Source organism: Gordonia humi, from assembly GCF_014197435.1.
GTDB classification, from domain to species: domain Bacteria; phylum Actinomycetota; class Actinomycetes; order Mycobacteriales; family Mycobacteriaceae; genus Gordonia; species Gordonia humi.
In genome coordinates this window covers 374,411-393,132 of the sequence record NZ_JACIFP010000001.1, presented here as the reverse complement: position 1 = coordinate 393,132, position 18,722 = coordinate 374,411, and the positions used below count along the sequence as shown (strand labels likewise).

Annotated in this window: 23 protein-coding genes and 1 tRNA gene; 18 read left to right on the top strand and 6 right to left on the bottom strand. The window is 68.4% G+C overall.

Annotated features, from left to right (window positions below; translation table 11 throughout):
* The first annotated feature begins 19 nt into the window (after window positions 1–19).
* The 5 genes from BKA16_RS01820 (at window position 20) to BKA16_RS01800 (ending at window position 3,177) form a co-directional block, all read left to right on the top strand.
* Window positions 20–649: a nucleotidyltransferase domain-containing protein gene (locus tag BKA16_RS01820; protein WP_183368958.1), complete on the top strand. Its 630-nt coding sequence runs from the start codon at window positions 20–22 to the stop codon at window positions 647–649.
* Entirely contained in the window at window positions 649–1,035 is a 387-nt protein-coding gene (locus BKA16_RS01815; RefSeq protein WP_183368957.1) for a hypothetical protein, read from the top strand. The genes BKA16_RS01820 and BKA16_RS01815 overlap by 1 nt, the downstream gene beginning before the upstream one ends.
* Before the next feature lie 313 nt (window positions 1,036–1,348).
* Window positions 1,349–1,747: a hypothetical protein gene (locus tag BKA16_RS01810; protein WP_183368956.1), complete on the top strand. Its 399-nt coding sequence runs from the start codon at window positions 1,349–1,351 to the stop codon at window positions 1,745–1,747.
* Between the two features lie 100 nt (window positions 1,748–1,847).
* Entirely contained in the window at window positions 1,848–2,522 is a 675-nt protein-coding gene (locus tag BKA16_RS01805; protein WP_183368955.1) for a hypothetical protein, read from the top strand.
* A gap of 64 nt (window positions 2,523–2,586) precedes the next feature.
* Window positions 2,587–3,177 (top strand): putative glycolipid-binding domain-containing protein, encoded by a 591-nt coding sequence (locus BKA16_RS01800; protein ID WP_183368954.1) that lies wholly within the window; start codon window positions 2,587–2,589, stop codon window positions 3,175–3,177.
* A 130-nt stretch (window positions 3,178–3,307) separates the two neighbouring features.
* Here the strand turns inward: BKA16_RS01800 and BKA16_RS01795 are convergent, their stop codons facing one another.
* The gene (locus BKA16_RS01795) at window positions 3,308–4,255 is read right to left on the bottom strand and encodes a prephenate dehydrogenase (RefSeq protein ID WP_246371569.1); all 948 of its coding nucleotides are present in this window, start codon (window positions 4,253–4,255) and stop codon (window positions 3,308–3,310) included.
* A gap of 157 nt (window positions 4,256–4,412) precedes the next feature.
* Between BKA16_RS01795 and BKA16_RS01790 the strand changes: the two genes are divergently transcribed.
* The 5 genes from BKA16_RS01790 to BKA16_RS01770 all read left to right on the top strand — a co-directional run bounded on the left by BKA16_RS01790 (window position 4,413) and on the right by BKA16_RS01770 (window position 6,176).
* Window positions 4,413–4,601 (top strand): hypothetical protein, encoded by a 189-nt coding sequence (locus BKA16_RS01790; protein ID WP_183368952.1) that lies wholly within the window; start codon window positions 4,413–4,415, stop codon window positions 4,599–4,601.
* A gap of 23 nt (window positions 4,602–4,624) precedes the next feature.
* Entirely contained in the window at window positions 4,625–5,182 is a 558-nt protein-coding gene (locus BKA16_RS01785; RefSeq protein WP_387996616.1) for a tRNA adenosine deaminase-associated protein, read from the top strand.
* Window positions 5,183–5,224: 42 nt separating this feature from the next.
* Window positions 5,225–5,662 (top strand): nucleoside deaminase, encoded by a 438-nt coding sequence (locus tag BKA16_RS01780; RefSeq protein WP_183372831.1) that lies wholly within the window; start codon window positions 5,225–5,227, stop codon window positions 5,660–5,662.
* Between the two features lie 65 nt (window positions 5,663–5,727).
* Window positions 5,728–6,018 (top strand): hypothetical protein, encoded by a 291-nt coding sequence (locus BKA16_RS01775; RefSeq protein WP_183368950.1) that lies wholly within the window; start codon window positions 5,728–5,730, stop codon window positions 6,016–6,018.
* A 70-nt stretch (window positions 6,019–6,088) separates the two neighbouring features.
* Window positions 6,089–6,176 (top strand) — tRNA-Ser (locus BKA16_RS01770).
* Between the two features lie 107 nt (window positions 6,177–6,283).
* On the opposite strand, the gene BKA16_RS01765 is transcribed toward BKA16_RS01770, so the two are convergent.
* Window positions 6,284–6,922: an NAD(P)H-dependent oxidoreductase gene (locus tag BKA16_RS01765; protein ID WP_183368949.1), complete on the bottom strand. Its 639-nt coding sequence runs from the start codon at window positions 6,920–6,922 to the stop codon at window positions 6,284–6,286.
* A gap of 103 nt (window positions 6,923–7,025) precedes the next feature.
* Window positions 7,026–8,099, bottom strand: coding sequence for a D-alanine--D-alanine ligase family protein (locus BKA16_RS01760; RefSeq protein ID WP_183368948.1), 1,074 nt, complete (start codon window positions 8,097–8,099; stop codon window positions 7,026–7,028).
* 39 nt (window positions 8,100–8,138) lie between these two features.
* On the opposite strand from BKA16_RS01760, the gene BKA16_RS01755 reads away from it, so the two are divergent.
* Entirely contained in the window at window positions 8,139–9,455 is a 1,317-nt protein-coding gene (locus tag BKA16_RS01755) for a UDP-N-acetylmuramoyl-tripeptide--D-alanyl-D-alanine ligase (protein ID WP_183368947.1), read from the top strand.
* A gap of 36 nt (window positions 9,456–9,491) precedes the next feature.
* Here BKA16_RS01755 and BKA16_RS01750 read toward each other — a convergent pair whose 3' ends face one another.
* The gene (locus BKA16_RS01750) at window positions 9,492–9,944 is read right to left on the bottom strand and encodes a hypothetical protein (RefSeq protein WP_183368946.1); all 453 of its coding nucleotides are present in this window, start codon (window positions 9,942–9,944) and stop codon (window positions 9,492–9,494) included.
* A gap of 52 nt (window positions 9,945–9,996) precedes the next feature.
* Here BKA16_RS01750 and tgt point away from each other — a divergent pair, with 52 nt between their 5' ends.
* The 4 genes from tgt to BKA16_RS01730 are packed head-to-tail and all read left to right on the top strand — an operon-like array spanning window position 9,997 to window position 13,215.
* Window positions 9,997–11,277 carry a tRNA guanosine(34) transglycosylase Tgt gene (gene tgt / locus BKA16_RS01745; protein ID WP_183372830.1) on the top strand — a complete coding sequence of 427 codons (1,281 nt, stop codon included), beginning with the start codon at window positions 9,997–9,999 and terminating at the stop codon, window positions 11,275–11,277.
* Entirely contained in the window at window positions 11,270–12,355 is a 1,086-nt protein-coding gene (locus BKA16_RS01740; protein WP_183368945.1) for an alanine racemase, read from the top strand. Before tgt ends, BKA16_RS01740 begins: the two co-directional genes overlap by 8 nt.
* Window positions 12,356–12,377: 22 nt before the next feature.
* Window positions 12,378–12,800: a helix-turn-helix transcriptional regulator gene (locus tag BKA16_RS01735; RefSeq protein WP_246371566.1), complete on the top strand. Its 423-nt coding sequence runs from the start codon at window positions 12,378–12,380 to the stop codon at window positions 12,798–12,800.
* 10 nt (window positions 12,801–12,810) lie between these two features.
* The gene (locus tag BKA16_RS01730) at window positions 12,811–13,215 is read left to right on the top strand and encodes a VOC family protein (RefSeq protein WP_183368943.1); all 405 of its coding nucleotides are present in this window, start codon (window positions 12,811–12,813) and stop codon (window positions 13,213–13,215) included.
* A gap of 42 nt (window positions 13,216–13,257) precedes the next feature.
* Here BKA16_RS01730 and gluQRS read toward each other — a convergent pair whose 3' ends face one another.
* Complete coding sequence (gene gluQRS / locus BKA16_RS01725; RefSeq protein WP_382426052.1) at window positions 13,258–14,166, bottom strand: tRNA glutamyl-Q(34) synthetase GluQRS; 909 nt, start codon at window positions 14,164–14,166, stop codon at window positions 13,258–13,260.
* Window positions 14,167–14,181: 15 nt separating this feature from the next.
* On the bottom strand, window positions 14,182–15,264 hold the full coding sequence (locus BKA16_RS01720; protein ID WP_183368942.1) for a Glu/Leu/Phe/Val dehydrogenase: 1,083 nt from the start codon (window positions 15,262–15,264) through the stop codon (window positions 14,182–14,184).
* Between the two features lie 227 nt (window positions 15,265–15,491).
* Between BKA16_RS01720 and BKA16_RS01715 the strand changes: the two genes are divergently transcribed.
* The 3 genes from BKA16_RS01715 to BKA16_RS01705 are packed head-to-tail and all read left to right on the top strand — an operon-like array spanning window position 15,492 to window position 18,138.
* Window positions 15,492–16,010, top strand: coding sequence for an Lrp/AsnC family transcriptional regulator (locus tag BKA16_RS01715; RefSeq protein ID WP_183368941.1), 519 nt, complete (start codon window positions 15,492–15,494; stop codon window positions 16,008–16,010).
* Between the two features lie 46 nt (window positions 16,011–16,056).
* Window positions 16,057–17,100 (top strand): ATP-dependent DNA ligase, encoded by a 1,044-nt coding sequence (locus BKA16_RS01710; RefSeq protein WP_183368940.1) that lies wholly within the window; start codon window positions 16,057–16,059, stop codon window positions 17,098–17,100.
* Window positions 17,101–17,103: 3 nt separating this feature from the next.
* A complete protein-coding gene (locus tag BKA16_RS01705) occupies window positions 17,104–18,138 on the top strand; it encodes a DNA polymerase domain-containing protein (RefSeq protein WP_343067241.1) in 1,035 nt (344 codons plus the stop codon).
* Window positions 18,139–18,722: the final 584 nt, after the last annotated feature.

The following is an 18,722-nucleotide window of genomic DNA, read 5'->3' as shown; positions in this document are numbered from 1 at the left end:
GTTAGAGATGGGGTGGATCATGCAGCTGAACAAGCCGTTCGCCACGGTGACGCCGACCCTGGATGGTGATGTGCTCGCCGTCCTGGCGAGTGCGGACGTCACGTTCACAATCAGCCAGGTCCAGCGCATCCTCACCACCGCCTCGGGGGAAGGCATCCGCAAGGTCCTTAACCGGCTCACCGCGCAGGGTGTGGTGCTGCACGATGAGGTAGGGCGAACCCATATCTACCGACTCAACGCCGAGCACCTCGCGGCCGGGCCGATCATGGCGCTGTCTCGGCTGAACTCCACGTTCCTCAGTCGTCTCGAACAGCACCTGGACGGGTGGGGGCCGACGCTGCGGTACGCCGCGGTGTTCGGCTCCGCCGCCACCGGCAAGATGCGTCTCGACAGTGACATTGACCTGTTCTTGGTCCACGGCGCCGACTCCGACGACGATGCGTGGGAGCAGCGATTGACTGAACTCGCACGACTGGTCGCCGCGTGGACCGGAAACGACGGACGCATCGTCGAGTACACCGAGGGCCAATTCCGCGCCGCCGCCGCAGCGGGGGAGCCGCTGCTCGATGACGTGTCGAAGCAGGGGCTGACTGTTGCGGGCACGCGGGCCTGGTTCAACGCGCAGCGGCGCTCAGCGAGGAGGTCCTGATGTCGAGTCAACGGAACTGCGACTCCGTGGTCACCGCAGGGCGTCTGTCCAAGGCGGTCGAGTTCTTCGAACTCGCAGACCTTGGGGAAGATACGCACCCGAACGCCGCGGGCGACCTCTACGTGGGTGCGGGTATCGCGGCCGCCGACGTGCTCTGCTGCGTGCGTCTCGGGGTGCATTCGAACACCGGTAACCACAGCGAGGCCGTCGCCCTGCTCAAGCGAGCGGACGGCGGATCTGAGCGGCACCTGAACACTCTGCTCAACTTCAAGAACAAGGCCGCCTATACCCATCAGGACCTGACCTCTGCGGAGTTGAAGAAGATGAACCGCGCCGCCGAGCACCTGGTCGAAGCGGCCAAACAGGCCGCGGTTGCCCGCGGGTAGTTCGCGAACCCATAGCCCGACCGCTCCTTGAACCCACGAGAAATTCATCCGACCAGTCGCCGAGGCCCCTCCCAACCCTCCGCTGCGCCACCTTGAGCCCGCCTCCCATCAGTCCCCGCACGGTGACTCGCGACGGATGCGCGGGGCGGGCGGCAACGAGTAGTCACCGCCGGCAAGCCTCGTGACCAACCGAAGAAGCGGACACGCGACCCATAGCAAACAATCAGCTAATAGTGGTGTAGTCTGAGCTCGGCAGCAGGGGGCTGCCGTGAACAATCTGCACGCCGGCGCTCGCCGGTACGGGGAGGAAGCAATGAAGAACAAGATCATGGCGTTGGCGCTCGCAGCGATCGGCGCCCTCGGGCTCATCTCGGCGACGGCGACGGCGGGGGCGGGCGACGCGTCGGCGGTCGCCGTACAGCAACTGCCCGGACGCGTGTTCCTGACGTTCACGCACGCGGAGACCAAGCAGATCGCGGCGAGCGGCATCCAGTCGGTATTCGACTCGCCCGCGGCGCGCGACATCACGTCGTACTCGCTCGCCTCCGACTCGCGGTACCAGACCTGGTACGTCCCGTCACGCAACGCGTACTACGGCCACGGCCTCGCGACGCGCATGGTCCGCGAGGCGGCGGCGCACCCGAACGGTGTCGTCTGGGTCAGCATCAACACCAACGGTGGCAAGCCGCTGACACTGTGGACGCGCTGGTAGTCGGACGCGGACCACGACGGGCGGCCCCGGGGGATCATCTCCGGGGCCGTCCGGCGTCTCTGTGGCGGATGCGGACCGTGTTCCGCGTACGCTGGCAGGGATGGATTCACCACGGTCGAACGCGCAGCAGCCGAGCTATCGGCCGCCGATGGCGATCGGCCAGCAGTACCCGGCGCTCGGATACGGCCCCGACGGCGCCCCACGGTACGCGTACCGGCAGGATCCGCCGGCCGAGCAGACCCCTGACGAACCCGTCCAGCAGTATGCGCCGCCTCCGACGCCGCCCGGCGATCCGCGACGCCGCACTCTCCTGGGCGCGGCGTCGGTCGTCGTGCTCGTACTGTTGCTGTTCGGCGCATTCAAACTGGTCTCCGGAGACGACGACTCCGACCGCACCGCGGTGCGTGACGACACCCCGGTGTCCCAGAACACCACCGACCCGTATCTGCCGAAGGCCATCGAACCGACCGACGAGGTCCCGGGCGAGACCACGCGACCGGCGCCCGCGGCCGTCGAAGCGGACCTCGACGTCGAGGCCGCACCGGGGTCGGCCATCCTGTACATCGACGGCGACGGCGTGAAGATCGCGCGGACCCCCGTCGACGGCAAGTGGAGTGAGACGATCCGCACCTCGACCGGGCTCCTTCAGCTGCGAGTGATCCCGGGGCCGGGCGCACCGGCGTCGTGCACCATCACCGTCGACGGCGAGGCCGTCGCGCACGACGAACTGCCCGCCGACGCCGGCGGCTCCCTCGCCTGCGAGGCGCGCGGCTGATTCGCGTGTCCTCCAGTCCGCGCTGATCGGCGACGCATCGTCGCCGATGCCCTAACGTAGACGTGTGACTTCCACCGACGCGGCGCCCGACAGCGGAGCCAAGACGATGTTCACGTGGCGCTCCGTCGACGGCAGCCGCTTCGAACAGGTGCGGCTCAACACCGCGGGCGGACGGCTCCGCGCCTACGGGCGCATCATCGCCGCGCAGACCGCCGACACCGACGCGTACAGCTCGTCCTACGAGTTGGTCGCCAACGACATCGGCGTGACTCGCCGCCTCTCGTTCCGACTACTGAAGTCCGGTGGTGAGGCGCCGCTCGACCTGAGCCGCGACATGGACGGCCGGTGGATGGTGCAGACGCCGTACAGCACCATCCAGAGCGACTTCGACGGTGCCGAGGGCGTCGACGTGGCGATGTCGCCGTTCCTGTCGGCGCTGCCGATCTTCCGGCACACCTACCTCGGCAAGGGAGCGCTCACCGACGTGCCGCTGGTGAGCCTGACCCTGCCGACCTACGAGATCGAGCCGGGTGTCGCCTCGTACGAGATCGGTGACGGTAGGGCGGTCGTGACGACCGATGCCGGTTCGGTCGAGGTGACGATCGACGGGCTCGGACTCGTGCTCGACTACCCCGGCGTGGCGACCCGGATCTGAGCTGTCTGCTCTCGACCCGCCCGCTGTCGGCTGGGCAGACGCCGTCGCCCGTCCGAGGAACGGGCATCGGGCGTGACCGGCGCCGCAGCCGGTCCCAGCCGTCCGGTGACCGATCCGGTGCGGGTGGGCTCTAGCCCATCCAGACTCGTGCCTGGTGAGCCTGACGGCGCAGTTCCTGCGCCCACCCGTCGTCGCCGATCCGCACGTCGACGATCGGCATGACGGCACCGCCGGCGATCTCCTCATACGCCAGACGTGCACGGTGACCCGCCTCGACGAGCACGGCGACGTCGCCGTGGTCCCGGAGCCGATCCCGGGCGGCGACGAGCCGGTCGATCGTCTCGCTCAGAGTGTTGAGCAACGCGATGGAATTGGCTTCGAGCATGGCGCGCTGAAGCTCGGGCGCGGTCCCGGCTACCCGCGTCCCGTCCCGGAAGCTGCCGGCCGCCAGCCGAAGCGGAAGCAGGCTCTCTCCCGCGCCCACCGCGGCGGTGACCGCCGCCGTCAGATGCGGATTGTGTGAGATCGCGGCGGCCGCGCGGTCGTGGGCGTCGTTCGCCGCGGGCACCACGTATGAGCCCGCAGCGCGCGCGATCGCCGCGACGGCCAGCCAGTCGTCCGCATCGGTGTCGTCGTGGGTGGTGATCATCCACATGGCGTCCTCGAACAGTGCGGGGTCGGTCGCCTCCCATCCCGAGTGCGCGGTGCCGGCCATCGGATGACCGCCGACGTAGCGGGCACCCGGATGGTGTGCGGCGACGATCCGAGCCGCCTCCTCCTTCACGCTCACGACATCGGTGAGCAGGCAGGCGGGGGCGTGCTCGGCGACGGCGTCGACGATCGGTCCGAGCACGGTGACCGGGGTGGCCAGCACGACGACGGCGTCGACCTCGGCGGCGCGCGCCAGGGTCGCGGCCAGATCGGTGGACGCGTCGTATCCGTCGGCGACGGCGGCGTCGACGGTGGCCGCGGACCGGTTGTAGCCGAAGGCGGGAACCTCGGGTGCCAGACGGCGCAGCAGCGAGCCGCCGATGAGGCCGAGGCCGAGGATGCAGACGGGGCGCGACGGTGCGGGCATGTGTCTACGGTGGCACATCGGTGCGGCCGGAGCGACCGCCGCCCGCTGGATCGTCGGCCGTGTCCGGGTTCGCCCAATGCCGACACGAGAATAGTGATCCATGCCACTCTAAAATCAGTGCCGAGCATTTCCGTCGATACCGATTGGAGCCGTGAGAATGACCGACCGACTGACGATCCAGAGGCGTCTCGGAGCCGACGTCCAGCTGCCGACCGTGATGTGGTCGCCGATCACGATGCTGCTCTCTCTGGGGCGGGCCGTGCTCGTCACGCGCAGCGGCCCGAAGACTGCTCTGACCCTGCCGTACGGATTCGGCTCGGTGGTCATGGATCCGGCAGCGTCCTGACCTGGGCGCAACAGGATTTCGACTTGGGAGCGCACCGAAAACCGACTACCGTTGCGGTCATGGCGAAGCCTGTCGCGCAGAGCGATTACCCCGATGTCGACGGTTTCGCGGTGGCCGTCGTCCGTGAAGACGGGGGCTGGAAGGTGTCCGCGCTGAAGTCGTCCGCGCTCGAGAGTCTCGACGACGCGGAACTGCAGCTGCGCGAACTCCGAGCAGCGGGTGCGGTGTTCGGCCTTCTCGACGTCGACGACGAGTTCTTCGTCGTCGTCCGGCCCTCGCCGTCGGGGGCTCGGCTCCTCGTCTCCGATGCGACCGCGGCCGTCGACTACGACGTCGCCGTCGACGTGCTCGACGCCCTGAACATCGAGGTCCCCGACCTCGACCCCGATGAGATCGACGACGTCGACCCGTGGGAGGAGGGCGACCTCGCGGTACTCGCGGACCTCGGTCTCCCGGATGCGGTGATGAGTGTGATCGTCGGCGACACAGACCTGTACGCCGACGAGCAGATCGGCATGATCGCCGCACGACTCGGATTCGCCGACGAACTCTCCGCCGTTCTGGACAAGATCGGTCACTGACCCGGAGTGGACCGAGGGAGCGTTCAGCGCGACGCCGAAGTCATGATGCGATCGGCCGTCGACGCTGCGCGGGCGGCTCCGCCCGGCGACGTGCCGATCGGCGCCGTGATCTACGGCCCGGACGGAGTCGAGCTGGCCCGCGCGGCGAATCGGCGCGAGACCGACGGCGATCCGACCGCCCACGCCGAAGTTCTCGCACTGCGTGAAGCGGCCCGAAGGTACGGCGACGGCTGGCGCCTGGAGGACTGCACGCTCGTCGTGACCGTCGAACCCTGCACGATGTGCGCCGGCGCGATCGGGCTGGCGCGCGTGTCCCGCGTGGTGTTCGGTGCGTGGGAGCCGAAGACGGGGGCGGTCGGCTCGCTCTGGGACGTGCTGCGCGATCCGCGGCTGGTGCATCGGCCCGAAGTCCTCGGCGGCGTCCTCGAAGCCGAATGCGCGTCGCTGGTCACCGGCTTCTTCTCCGCCCGCCGTCGCTGATTCTGCGGCACACTTGAAGCGTGCGCCGTCGACGGCCGCACGCGTCGACAACCGAAGGGGAAGTAATGTCCGATCCGATGGACAAGGTCACCAAGCTCGCCGGTCAGGTGATCGGCAAGGTCAACGAGTTCGCCGAGAGCGAGCAGGTCAAGGGTGCGGTCAGCTCGGCCAAGGAGAAGTTCGACGAGGTCGCGAGCAGCGATCAGGTCAAGGGCGCGGTCTCGACCGCCCGGGAGAAGCTCGACGAGGTCGCCAAGAACGAGAACGTGCAGGGCGCGATGAACACGGCCAAGGAGAAGTTCGGCGAGATCGCCGACAAGTTCACCGGCGGGGGATCATCCGGCGGCCAGCAGTAGAACACCGCGGAAACTGCTTCTGACCAGCCGATTTCGCACCGAGCGAGTACCTACCGTATAGTTCTCTCTCGGTGGCGTGTCCGAGCGGCCGAAGGTGCGACACTCGAAATGTCGTGTGTAGTGACCCTGCACCGGGGGTTCAAATCCCTCCGCCACCGCGCAAGGCCCCTGATCTGCAGTGCAGGTCAGGGGCCTTTTCCATGCGTTCATGAGGATGCGTGATCACCGCGCGGACGTGTCCTCTGTGCGGATCGACCGGTCGGCGCTACAGCTCCGCTGCCAACTCGCGCAGCCGCGCGGAGGCGGCGGCCCGCGACAGCGCGGCGGCATCCGCATGCTCGGCCAGGGGAGGGAGCCGGTCGGCGAGCGTGTAGTCCGCGACGACGCTGGTGACGTCCATCCCCATCGACCCGCCGAGGATCTTCTCGATAGCCGGCACCGTGTAGTCGCCGGCCAGCTCCGGAACGGTGTTGTCGTAGGAGAGACCGCGCGGGGACACGACGACCACCGGGATGCCGTGAAGCGGACCGGGAGCCGACTCGTCCGAGGTGGTCATGCCGAGGACGTGCAGGTGGTCGAGCCACGCTTTGAGCGTCGACGGGATCGACCAGTTGTACATCGGTGCGCCAATCACGACGGCGGCCGCCCCGGCGACCTCGTCGATCAGTTCGCGTTGCAGAGCGGTCTGGGCATCGTCGACGATCTCGTGCGGCCGCCGCATGGCCTCGGCGTAGTGCTGACCCGACGTGGTCAGATGCGGGACCGGATTCGCGGTGAGGTCGCGGGAGACGACAGTGCGGTCGGGCGCCGCGTCGCTCCAGGCCTGCGCGAACTCGGCGACAAGCGGGACGGAGACGGAGTCGGGGCCCGTGATCGACGAGTCGACGGCGAGAAGATAATTCACGCCACAACTCTCGCACGGGAGACCGTCGCCGTGCCGGGCTTCTTCCGAGAACGACCGCCCGACGAGTCACGAGCAGGGTTCGCAGCGAGGACCCCGTGGCCCCTCAGTGCTCGGTCGAGAACGAGCTTCGGCGACGGTGCACCTCCAACGCCAGCGTCACCAGACGGTCGATGAGGTCCGGGTAGGCGATTCCCGAGTACTCCCACATCTTCGGATACATCGACGCCGGGGTGAAGCCGGGGATCGTGTTGATCTCGTTGAGCAGCCAGCCGCGTCCGCCCTCCTCGTAGAAGAAGTCGACGCGCGCCATGCCCGCGCAGCGCAGTGCGGTGAACGCGTCCGCGGCGAGTCCGCGGACCTCGGCGATCGCGTCGTCGTCGAGCGGTGCGGGGATCATCAGTTCGGCCGTGCCGGTGACGTACTTGTCCTCGTAGTCGTAGAACTCGCTGCCCGATCTGATCTCGCCGGGGAACGTCGTGTCCGGTGCGCTGTTGCCCAGCACTCCGACCTCGATCTCGCGGGCGGTGACCGCCTCCTCCAGGACGACGACGTCGTCGTAACGGAGGGCGACGTTGATCGCCTTGTCGAGTTCGTCGGGAGAGGCGGCGCGCGAGACGCCGACCGACGAGCCCATGTTGGCGGGTTTGACGAAGATCGGGAGAGCGAGTTCGTCGACGGCGCGGTCGACGATGGTGCGGGCGTCGTCGACGCCGTCGCGGAAGGTGACCCAGCGGCACTGCGGGATTCCCGCGCGTGCGGCGAGCTCCTTGGCCATCGCCTTGTCCATGCACAGCGCCGACCCGAGCACGCCGCATCCGACGTACGGGACTTTGAACAGCTCGAGCATGCCCTGCACGGTGCCGTCCTCACCGTGCGGCCCGTGCAGCAGCGGGAGGACGACGGTCAGGTCGCCGGCATCGCCACGGACCACGTTCAGGGGATCGACTTCGGGGCCTTCGACGTCGAGTCGACCGGGAATGGAGGAACCGGCCGCGAGCGCGGCGGCGATCGCGTCGTTCCGGTGCCACACGCCGTTCTTGTCGACGCCGACCGGGATCAGGGTGTACTTGTCGCGATCCGCGGCTGCCAATACGTGCGCCGCGCTCACGCGGGACACATCGTGCTCGGCGGAGACTCCGCCGTAGAGGACGACCAGCCGCAGCAGGGGGGTGCTCATGGATGCCAGGATACGTGTTCGCCTGTACCGTTTCTTCCCGTGCACCTTCAGGCCAGTCAGATCGCAGCCGCCACCGGCGGGACACTCCACGGACCCGACGTCGCCGTCGAATCGGCGAGCATCGACTCGCGTTCCATCAGTCCCGGTCAGCTGTTCGTGCCGATCGTCGCCGCCCGTGACGGCCACGACTTCATCGCGAACGCGGTCACCGCGGGTGCACCGGTCTATCTCACCGATCGCGCACCGGACCCGACCGTGAACGCGACCGCCGTGCAGGTGCCCGACACCTCCCTCGCGCTCGCCGACATCGGGCGCGCGGTCCGCGCCGGGCTTCCGCCGCGCGTCGTCGGCGTCACCGGATCGGTCGGCAAGACCTCCACCAAGGACCTCCTCGCGGGCGTCCTGGCCACGACGTACGCGACGTCGGCCAGTGAGAAGAGCTTCAACAACGAGCTCGGTCTGCCGCTCACACTGCTCGGAGCCCCGGACGACACCGAGGCCGTCGTGCTGGAGATGGGGGCGCGCGGCGTCGGCCACATCGCCCTGCTCTGCGACATCGCCTCGCCCACGGTCGGCGTCATCACCCGCGTCGAAGGCGTCCACCTGGAGATGTTCGGCACTCTGGAGGACGTCGCGCAGGCCAAGGGGGAACTCGTCGAATCCCTGCCCGCCGACGGCGTCGCGGTCCTCAACGCCGACCATCCGCTGGTTCGCGCCATGGCCCCTCGCACGCAGGCCCGCGTGCTCACATACGGTGTGGCCGACGACGCCGATGTCCGCGCCACCGACATCACCCTCGACGACCAGCTCCGCGCATCGTTCACCCTGCACAGCCCGTGGGGTACGACGTCGGTCGCGCTGCAGGCGCGCGGTGAGCACCAGGTTCCCAACGCACTGGCCGCGGCGGCCGCGGGATGCGGACTCGGCGTGCCCGTCACGGCGCTCGCCGCCGGACTGTCCGAGGCCGTGCTGTCGGGTCTGCGGATGGAGATGAGCACCACCGCCTCCGGCGTCACGGTCATCAACGACGCGTACAACGCCAACCCGACATCGATGGCGGCCGGACTGTCGTCTCTGGCCCGGCTCGAGGCGCGTCGCCGCTTCGCCGTCGTCGGCACCATGGCCGAACTCGGCGCCGACGGCGATTCGGCGCACCGTGACGTCGCTCGGCAGGCCGTCGACCTCGGCATCACCGTGATCGCCGTCGACGAGCCCGCCTACGGCGCGGCCGCGACCCACGTGTCCGGCGTCGACGAGGCCGTCGCCGCGCTCGGCGAACTCGCCGAGGGCGACGCCGTGCTCGTCAAGGGCAGCCGCGTCGCGGCGTTGGAGCGGGTCGCGACGGCACTGGGCTGAGGACGCGGTCAGCAGGATGCGTCGTCGACCCGATTCCTACGGGACCAGGGCGAACGCCTGTGAGTCCATGGTGCAGCGGGCGAGTTCGCCGAGTGTCGTCGACGGTCCGCAGTTCCAGCCCTTGACGTCCTGCGGCTGACCGGTCGCGATCAGTGGGCCGTACTCCTTGGCGATGGCCTTGGCGGTGTCGCAGGTGACGTCGCCCTCGACGAGGTGGATCTGCAAGGCGCCGTCGGGCCCCTTGGTCGCGCCGCAGGTCTTCGCGTCGTCGGTCGAGGTCTCCGTCTCGTGGGTCGTGGTGGTCGATCCGGTCTTCGGTTTGGGCCCGGGAACCACCGGCACGCTGCGGTCGCTCGGCGGCGTGGCCACCGTCGTCGAGGCCGACGGCTCGGCGGACGGCGCCTCCTGCTCGTCGCCGCACGCGGCGGCGGTCAGGGCCAGGGACAGGCCGAGGACAGTGGTGGCGGCGAGCTTCATCGTGCGCGTCATGGCTTCAACGGTAATGCAGATACCGTGGGTCATCGCGTCACCGACGCCCCCGATGGGGCACTATGACGATGTGACCAGCAGCGAGTTCATCCGGCGGGCGACCCTCGACGGCACGTCCGGCCGGACCGGTACGATCGTCACCCCGCACGGCGAGATCCACACTCCGGCGTTCGTTCCGGTCGGCACCAAAGCGACGGTCAAGACCGTGCTGCCGGAGTCGGTTGCCGCCCTCGGTGCGCAGGCCGTCCTCGCCAACGCCTACCACCTGTACCTGCAGCCCGGCCCCGAGATCGTCGACCGCGCGGGGGGTCTCGGCGCGTTCATGAACTGGCCCGGACCGACCTACACCGACAGCGGCGGCTTTCAGGTCATGTCCCTCGGTGTGGGCTTCAAGAAGGTCATCTCGATGGAATCGACCGGGCCGCAGGATGATTCGGCGATCGCCGAGGGAAAGGAACGGCTGGCGAACGTCGACGACGACGGTGTCACCTTCAAATCGCACCTCGACGGCTCGATGCACCGATTCACCCCGGAAGTGTCGATGGGAATCCAGCACCGGCTTGGCGCCGACATCATCTTCGCCTTTGACGAGCTCACCACGCTGATGAACACGCGCGGCTACCAGGAGACCTCGCTCGAACGCACGCGCCAGTGGGCCATCCGCTGCCTCGCCGAACACAATCGGCTCTCCACCGAGCGCTCGCACCGCCCGCAGCAGGCACTGTGGGGCGTCGTGCAGGGCGCGCAGTACGAGGATCTGCGTCGCAAGGCCACCCGCGACCTCGTCGAGCTGAATCGCATCGACCGGGAGAACGGCGGCAAGGGCTTCGGCGGCTACGGCATCGGCGGCGCCCTCGAGAAGGACAACCTCGGCACCATCGTCGGATGGGTCACCGACGAACTGCCCGACGACGCACCCCGACACCTCCTCGGCATCAGCGAACCGGACGACGTGTTCACCGCCATCGAGAACGGCGCCGACACCTTCGACTGCGTATCGCCGACGCGCGTGGCACGCAACGGCGCGATCTACTCCTTCGACGGTCGCTACAACGTGACCAACCGGCGATACCGGGACGACTTCGCACCCCTCGACGCCGAACTCGACAACTATTCGACCCAGTACACGCGCGCCTATCTGCATCACCTCTTCAAGGCGAAGGAGGGGCTCGCCTCGACGCTGGCGTCGCTGCACAATCTGTCGTTCACGATCACGTTGGTCGACCGCGCCCGCAAGGCGATCGAGGACGGGAACTACTACGAGTACCGGGACGAGTTCCTCGGCCGCTACTACGCGGGCACCAAGCGAGAGCAGGCGAAGGCCGATGGGTGACATGCTCACGACGCCGACGGTGATCGTCGACGAACAGATCCTGGACCGCAACATCGCGGCGATGGCGCGAGTCATGGCCGACAAGGGCATCGCCCTGCGGCCGCATGTGAAGACCCACAAGATCGTCGAGATCGCGCGCAAGCAGGTCGATGCGGGCGCCGCCGGTCTCACGGTCGCGACGATCGGCGAGGCCGAGGTGTTCGCGGCCGCCGGATTCGACGATCTGTTCATCGCGTACCCGTTGTGGCTCACGCGATCGAGCGCCGCTCGCCTCGTCGCGGTGGCCCAGACCGCGCGGATCCGCTTCGGCGTCGACTCGGTCGACGGCGTACGCAACGCGGGTGCACGCCTGGGCGACGCGGTGCGCAGCTTCGAGGTCCTCATCGAGGTCGACAGCGGTCACCACCGCACCGGCGTCCACCCCGACGACGTCGGCGAGATCGCGCTGGCCGCGATCGACGCCGGGTTCGCCGTCGCGGGCGTGTTCACCTTCCCCGGTCACAGCTACGGCACGGATCAGGCCGTTCCCGCCGCGCGCGGCGAGGCGAAGACGCTGCGGAAGGCCTCGCGCTCGCTTGTGGAGGTCGGCGCGCGCAAGCACGTCCGCAGCGGGGGCTCCACGCCGAGCGCCCTCGACGCCGACGGCACGAGCCTCACCGAGGCGCGGCCGGGAGTCTACGTCTTCGGTGACGCACAGCAGTGGGAGCTCGGCCGGATCGAACCCTCCGACATCGCGCTCACCGTGCTCGCCACCGTCGTCAGCCGCGACGACGGTCCCGTCGGTCGCCGTGTGGTGTTGGATTCGGGCAGCAAGGTACTCGGCGCCGACCGCCCCGACTACGCCTCCGGTTTCGGGCGGCTGATCGATCATCCGCAGGCTCGGATCGTGGCGCTGTCCGAGCACCATGCCACCGTCGAATTCCCCTCCGATGCAACGCTTCCCGTGCGAGGCTCGCGAATCCGAGTGGTGCCGAATCACGTGTGCACGGTGCTCAATCTGGTCGACGAGGTCGCCGTCGTCCGGGGCGGGTTGGTGGTCGACACCTGGCCGGTGGCCGCGCGCGGACGCAACAACTGAGCCGATGGACGAGCGCGAGCGTATGGCACGCACACAGGCGATCGTCGCGATCCGGAGGGTCCGCGACCGCATCGACCGTGAATTCGACAAGCCGCTCGACGTCGAGGAACTGGCTCGAGGCGCGTACATGTCCGCCGGACACCTGAGCCGCGAGTTCAAGAGGATCTACGGCGAGTCGCCCTACTCGTATCTGATGACGCGGCGCGTCGAACGAGCCATGACGCTCCTGCGGCGCGGGGACATGTCGGTCACCGACGTGTGTTTCGCGGTCGGGTCGTCGTCGTTGGGCACGTTCAGCACACGATTCACCGAACTCGTCGGGGTGCCGCCGAGCGTCTACCAGCGCGAGAACGTCGCAGACCTGGAGGGTGTCCCGGCGTGCCTGGCTCGGCAGGCCGCCAGACCGGTCAGGAATCGAGAAGCGAAGCCGGGCGGCCGCGCCTAGCGTTGTCCGTATGAACATCGACATCCATTACACGTTCCTCCCGCACATCGATGCCGAGGCCTCGTTGGCCTTCTACCGCGACGCGCTCGGCTTCGAGGTCCGGCGCGACGTCGGTTACGGCGACATGCGCTGGATCACGGTCGGTCCCGTCGGATCGGCGACCTCGATCGTCCTGCGGCCGCCCGTCGTCGACCCGGGCGTCACCGATGCCGAGAAGCAGGTGGTTCTCGACCTGATCGCGAAGGGCTCGTACGGTGCGGTCACCCTGGCCACCGACGATCTCGACGCGTTGTTCGACAAGCTCGTCGCCGCAGGAGCCGACGTCATCTCCGAACCCGCCGACCAGGACTACGGCGTCCGCGACTGCGCGTTCCGCGACCCGGCCGGCAATCTGCTGCGGATCAATCAGAAGTAGGGCCTGCTCGATCGGCAGTGGACGCTCGACCGGCGCGGCCGGTCAGGAAGGCGGGACGAAGATCCAGGGTTCGCGCGGCAACGCCGTCGGATCGAAGCGTTCGGCGAGCCGGTCCATCGTGATCGACTCGCCGGGATCGGCCAGTCGCAGCGATGCGGCGATCGTCGACAGCGCGGCGGCGGCGTCGACACCGTGCTCGGCGAGGTCGGCGAGAGTGACGGCGCCGTCGCGTTTGGCGAGCCGCTTGTGGTCGGAGTTCAAGACCATCGGGACGTGGGCGTACTCGGGTGGTGCGTAGCCGAGTCGAGTGGCGAGATAGGCCTGACGCGGCGCCGACGTCAGCAGATCGTCACCGCGCACCACCTGGTCGACGCCGGCGGCCGCATCGTCGACGACGACAGCGAGGTTGTAGGCGGGTGTGCCGTCGCCCCGCTGCAGAACGAAGTCGTCGACGTCGCCGGTGAACTCGCCGTGCAGGGCGTCGGTGATCGTGAAGGACGCGACCTCGGACCGCAGCCGGATCGCGGCGGGGCGGCTCGCGCGCCGCTCCTCGCGTCGAGCGTCGGTGAGGTCGCGGCAGGTCCCCGGGTAGGCGCCCTGCGGGGCGTGCGGTGCGGACGGAGCCTCCAGGATCTCACGGCGCGTGCAGAAGCACTCGAAGGTGGCGCCCGCGGCGACGAGCCCGCCGAGCACGGCGTCGTAGGCGGCTCGTCGCCGCGACTGGTGGACGACGGGTTCGTCCCAGACCAGACCGAGCGACGCGAGGTCGGCGAGCTGGCGCCGTTCCGCACCGGGACGCACCCGGTCGAGGTCCTCCACGCGCATGAGGAACCGTCGGCCGGTGGTCCGCGCGAACAGGTCCGCGAGGACGGCGGTCCGGAGATTGCCGATGTGCAGGTCGCCGGACGGCGACGGAGCGAATCGGCCGGCGGGCGCAGAACTGTTCACCACGCCCACCACGGTAGGTCATCGCTTCGCGGTCAACCGTTCCGCGACGATCAGTCGTGCTGCGTCGCCTGCGGTGATGCCCCGGCCCGCGGCGGTGGCCAGCACCTGTGCGGTGCGCTCGCGGAGCGCCTTCGCCTTTGCGCGCGTCTGCTCGCCAGTCCAGTCCTGCTGTTCGCTGAACGCCTGGATCACCCCGCCCGCGTTGGCGATGTAGTCCGGCACCCAGACGATTCCGCGCTCGCCGAGGACGGTCTCGACCTCGGGGCAGGTCAGTTGGTTGTTGGCGGCGCCGCAGATCACCGTGGCCGCGGTCGCGCGCGCGAGTCGGTCGGTCACCGTTCCGCCCATGGCGCACGGCGCGTACACGTCGACGCGTGCCGATCGCACGTCGTCGACGATCGACGCCTCCGGGAAGCGGGCGGCGAACGCTTCGCGGGCCGCCGGACTCGGATCGGCTGCCAGTACCGTCGCACCGGCCGCGAGCAGCAGTCCGGTGAGCTCGCCACCGACTTTGCCGACGCCCTCCACTCCCACGCGGAGTCCGCGCAGGTCCGACGATCCCCACGCCTGCTGGGCGGCGGCTTCGAGCGCGCTGAACACGCCGAGTGTGGTCATCGGGGCGGTGTCGCCGGAACCTCCGTTGGTCCGCGTCTTCGATGCGACGAACGAGGTGCCCTCGCCGATAACGTCCATATCGTGCGACGTCGTCCCGACATCGCCCGCGGTGATGTACCGGCCGCCGAGCGTGTCGACGAACATGCCGTACGCGCGGAGCAGCTCGGGAGTCTTGTCGACCGCCGGATCGCCGATGATCACGGCTTTGCCGCCGCCGAGGTCGAGGCCGGCCGCGGCCGACTTGAAGGTCATGCCGCGGGACAGTCGGAGGACGTCGCCGAGCGCGTTGGCCTCGGATGCGTACGGGTAGAAGCGGGTGCCGCCGAGCGCCGGTCCGAGCGTCGTCGAGTGGATCGCGATGATCGCGCGCAGGCCGGTCGCCGCGTCTCGGCAGAACACGACCTGCTCGTGCGGCGGATCGATCGTCAGGTCGGGGTGGGCGAAGACGCTGAACTCGACGGCTCGGTCGGTGTCGGCGGTGGTCATGTGTGTCCTTCCGATGGAGCGACGGCGTCGGATGCGCCGGTGGGCGCGTCCTCGTCCGTCGCGGTTCCACGGATCCGGTGGATGTGCCGGATCCGAGGGTGTGATGCAGGTCATTGTTGCCGTGCTCGCCTATTCTGGACAGTACGGTGCCGACAGTTCCGCTGATTGCCCGACAACTGAACGGATTGATCAGCAGACCGAGGCCATCCGACGACACGGAGTGCGAAATGTTGAGTATCGACCGGCTGGACATCGAGCTGCTGCGACTCCTCGAAGCCGATGCGCGGGCCGGCGTCGTCGAACTCGCCGCCCGGGCGGGCGTCTCGCGTAACACCGTGCAGTCGCGGATCCGTCGGATGGAGGAGGGCGGGCTCATCACGGGATACCGCCCGACACTCGATCTCGGCGAGGCCGGTCTGGTGGTGCAGGCGTTCCTCGCCCTCGAGACCCATCAGGGGAGCCTGCGGGCGGTGATCGAGGAGCTCCGACAGATGCCGCAGGTGCTTGAGGTGCACACGGTGACCGGCCGAGAGGACCTGCTCGTGCGGGTCGCGACAGCGACGCAGCCGGAGCTGCTCGAACTCGCCGAGACCATCGTGGGCTTTCCCGGCGTCGTGCATTCGAGCACCTGGCTCACCCTCACCAATCCGGTTCCGGCCCGCGGCGTGCCGCCGCTCGCCGAACTCGCCAAGGACTCCGGCTGGGGTCGGTCGACGGTCGCCCCGACCGACTCGCACGACGGATAGTCTCGATGCCGTTGCCCGGACGGGTGCCGTCGTAGACGATGAACGAGTGGACCTTCCGATCAACCCGCCCGTCGCCCCGATGCTGGCGAAGGCCGTCGCCGCCGTGCCCGACCAGCCCGACGACGGCCCCGTCTGGTCGTACGAGCCGAAGTGGGACGGTTTCCGCGCGGTGATCTTCCGCGACCGCGACGAGGTGATCATGTCTTCGCGCGGCGGAAAGGACCTGGCCCGGTACTTTCCCGAGTTGGTGGAGGCCGCGCGCGCCGAGCTGCCCGAGCGCGTCGTGGTGGACGGCGAGGTCGGCGTGGTCCGCGAGATCGGCGGGGTGCGTCGCCTCGATTGGGACTCGCTGAGCCAGCGCATCCACCCGGCGGTGTCCCGGATCGAGAAGCTCGCGCACGAGACTCCGGCGACCTTCATCGGCTTCGACGCGCTCGCCCGCGGCGACGACGATCTGACGGGGCGGCCGTTCCCGGTGCGCCGCGCGGCGCTGGTGGACGCGGTCGGCGGCGGTCCGTCGATGCGGGTCAGCCGGGTGACACAGGATCCCGCCGTCGCCCGCGACTGGTTCACCGCTTTCGAGGGCGCCGGTCTCGACGGCGTGGTCGCCAAACGGCTCGACGGACTGTACGTGCCGAACAAGCGCGAGATGGTCAAGATCAAGCACAAACGGACCGCCGACTGCGTCGTCCTCGGCTATCGAATCCACAAGAGCGGCACCGGACTCGGCTCGATGCTGCTGGGCCTGCACGGCGACGACGGCCAGATCCGGATGGTCGGCGGATCCAGCGCGTTCTCGGATGCGAAGCGTCTCGAGCTGCAGGAGCTGTTCGAGTCCATGCGGCTCGACCCCGACGGCGTCGCCCAGGGCGAGGTGTCCCGCTGGCGCGCGGCGGGCAGTGCCGAGTGGATCCCGATCCGACAGGAACTGGTGGTCGAGGTGGCCTACGACCAGATGGAGTCCGGACGCTTCCGCCACACGGTGAAGTTTCTGCGGTGGCGGCCCGACCGCCAACCGGAAAGCTGCGGCTACGACCAGCTTGAGGTCCCGTTGACCTATGACATCCACGACGTCCTGGAAGGCTCCTGAACAGTGGTGAAGCCCAAGCCGATCATGCTCGACGTCGACGGCGTCGACGTCAAGCTCTCCAACCCCGACAAGATCTACTTCCCCGAACTCGGTGAGGACGGCGGCCGGAAGGGCGATCTCGTCGACTACTACCGCACCATGGCGACGACCGGACCGATCCTCGACGCGATCGGCGGCCGCCCGACCTTCCTGCAGCGATTCCCCGACGGCGTCACCGGCGACGAGATCTACCAGAAGCATCTGACGAAGTACCACCCCGACCATGTCGAGTCGACGCGCATCGTGTTCCCGTCCAAGCGAACCGGTCAGGCGTTCTGCCCGCGCATCCCGGCCGACGTCGTGTGGGCGGCCAACCTCGGCACCGTCACCTTCCACACCTGGCCCACCGCCGACCCCGACAACGACCATCCCGATCAGCTGCGCATCGACCTGGACCCGACGGAGAACCGTACCTTCGACGACGTGCGCGCGTTGGCCGCCGACCACGTCCGCCCGCTACTGGAAGAACTCGGGTACACCGGTTTCGTGAAGACCTCCGGCAGCCGCGGGGTGCACGTCTTCGTCCCGATCCGTCCCGAATGGGACTTCATCGCGACCCGCCGCGCCGTGATCGCGCTGGGGCGCGAACTGGAGCGTCGCACACCGGATCTCGTCACGACGTCGTGGTGGAAGGAAGAGCGTGGCGACCGCATCTTCATCGACTACAACCAGAACGCCAGAGACCGCTCAATGGCCGCACCGTACTCCGCGCGCAAGTCGCCGAACGCGCGCGTCTCCACACCGCTCACGTGGGACGAACTCACCGATGTGGACCCGAACACGTTGACCATCGCGACGGTGCCGGGTCTGGTGGAGCGACGCGGCGATCCGTGGGCCGACATCGCGGACCACGCGGCGGGGCTGGAGCCACTGCTCGAGATGGTCCACCGGGACGACGCGACGGGGCTCGGCGATCTGCCGTATCCGCCGTCGTACCCGAAGATGCCGGGCGAGCCTAAGCGTGTGCAACCGAGTCGGAATACCGATCTGAAGAGGTGAAACGTTGATCGCCGTTACTGTTTGGAACTGGCGTAGCGCACGTTCGCTGGATTACCTATACGCTGGCTTGACTCATCTGCAACGCCCGCGAAACCTCCTCGGTGCCTCACATACGGATGCCCGCGGGAACGGCGATGATCGGGCATGAGGAGTGAGCTGTCGATGCGATAACGTGCGGAGGTCACGACCAGGTACGCGCGACGATGAAGCCAACGGGCTGCCCAAACGCCCTAACCGGTTGGCGCGCATGCATCCGGACCGCGGTCCGCGTCCGGACCGGACAAATGGATTCATAGGCTGATCTGGTCGTTTGTCGATAGACTGAGAGAAGTGTTTGCTTATTGATTGCTTGGCGGGTGCAATCACGTGCGGGAGCATAACGCTTCCACCGCACACTGGATCTGTAGTGAGTATCGCCGGTTCGGGAGCGGTTGTTACACAGGCTGATTGGCCTGTTCATACTTTGGGGGTCACCATGTTGCGTCGTATCGCGACACCACTCGTCCCTGCCGTCATCGTCTTGTTCGTCAGTGTCGGACGAACACCAGAAACCTGGGAATGGAGCATCAATGCCCTCAGTGCGT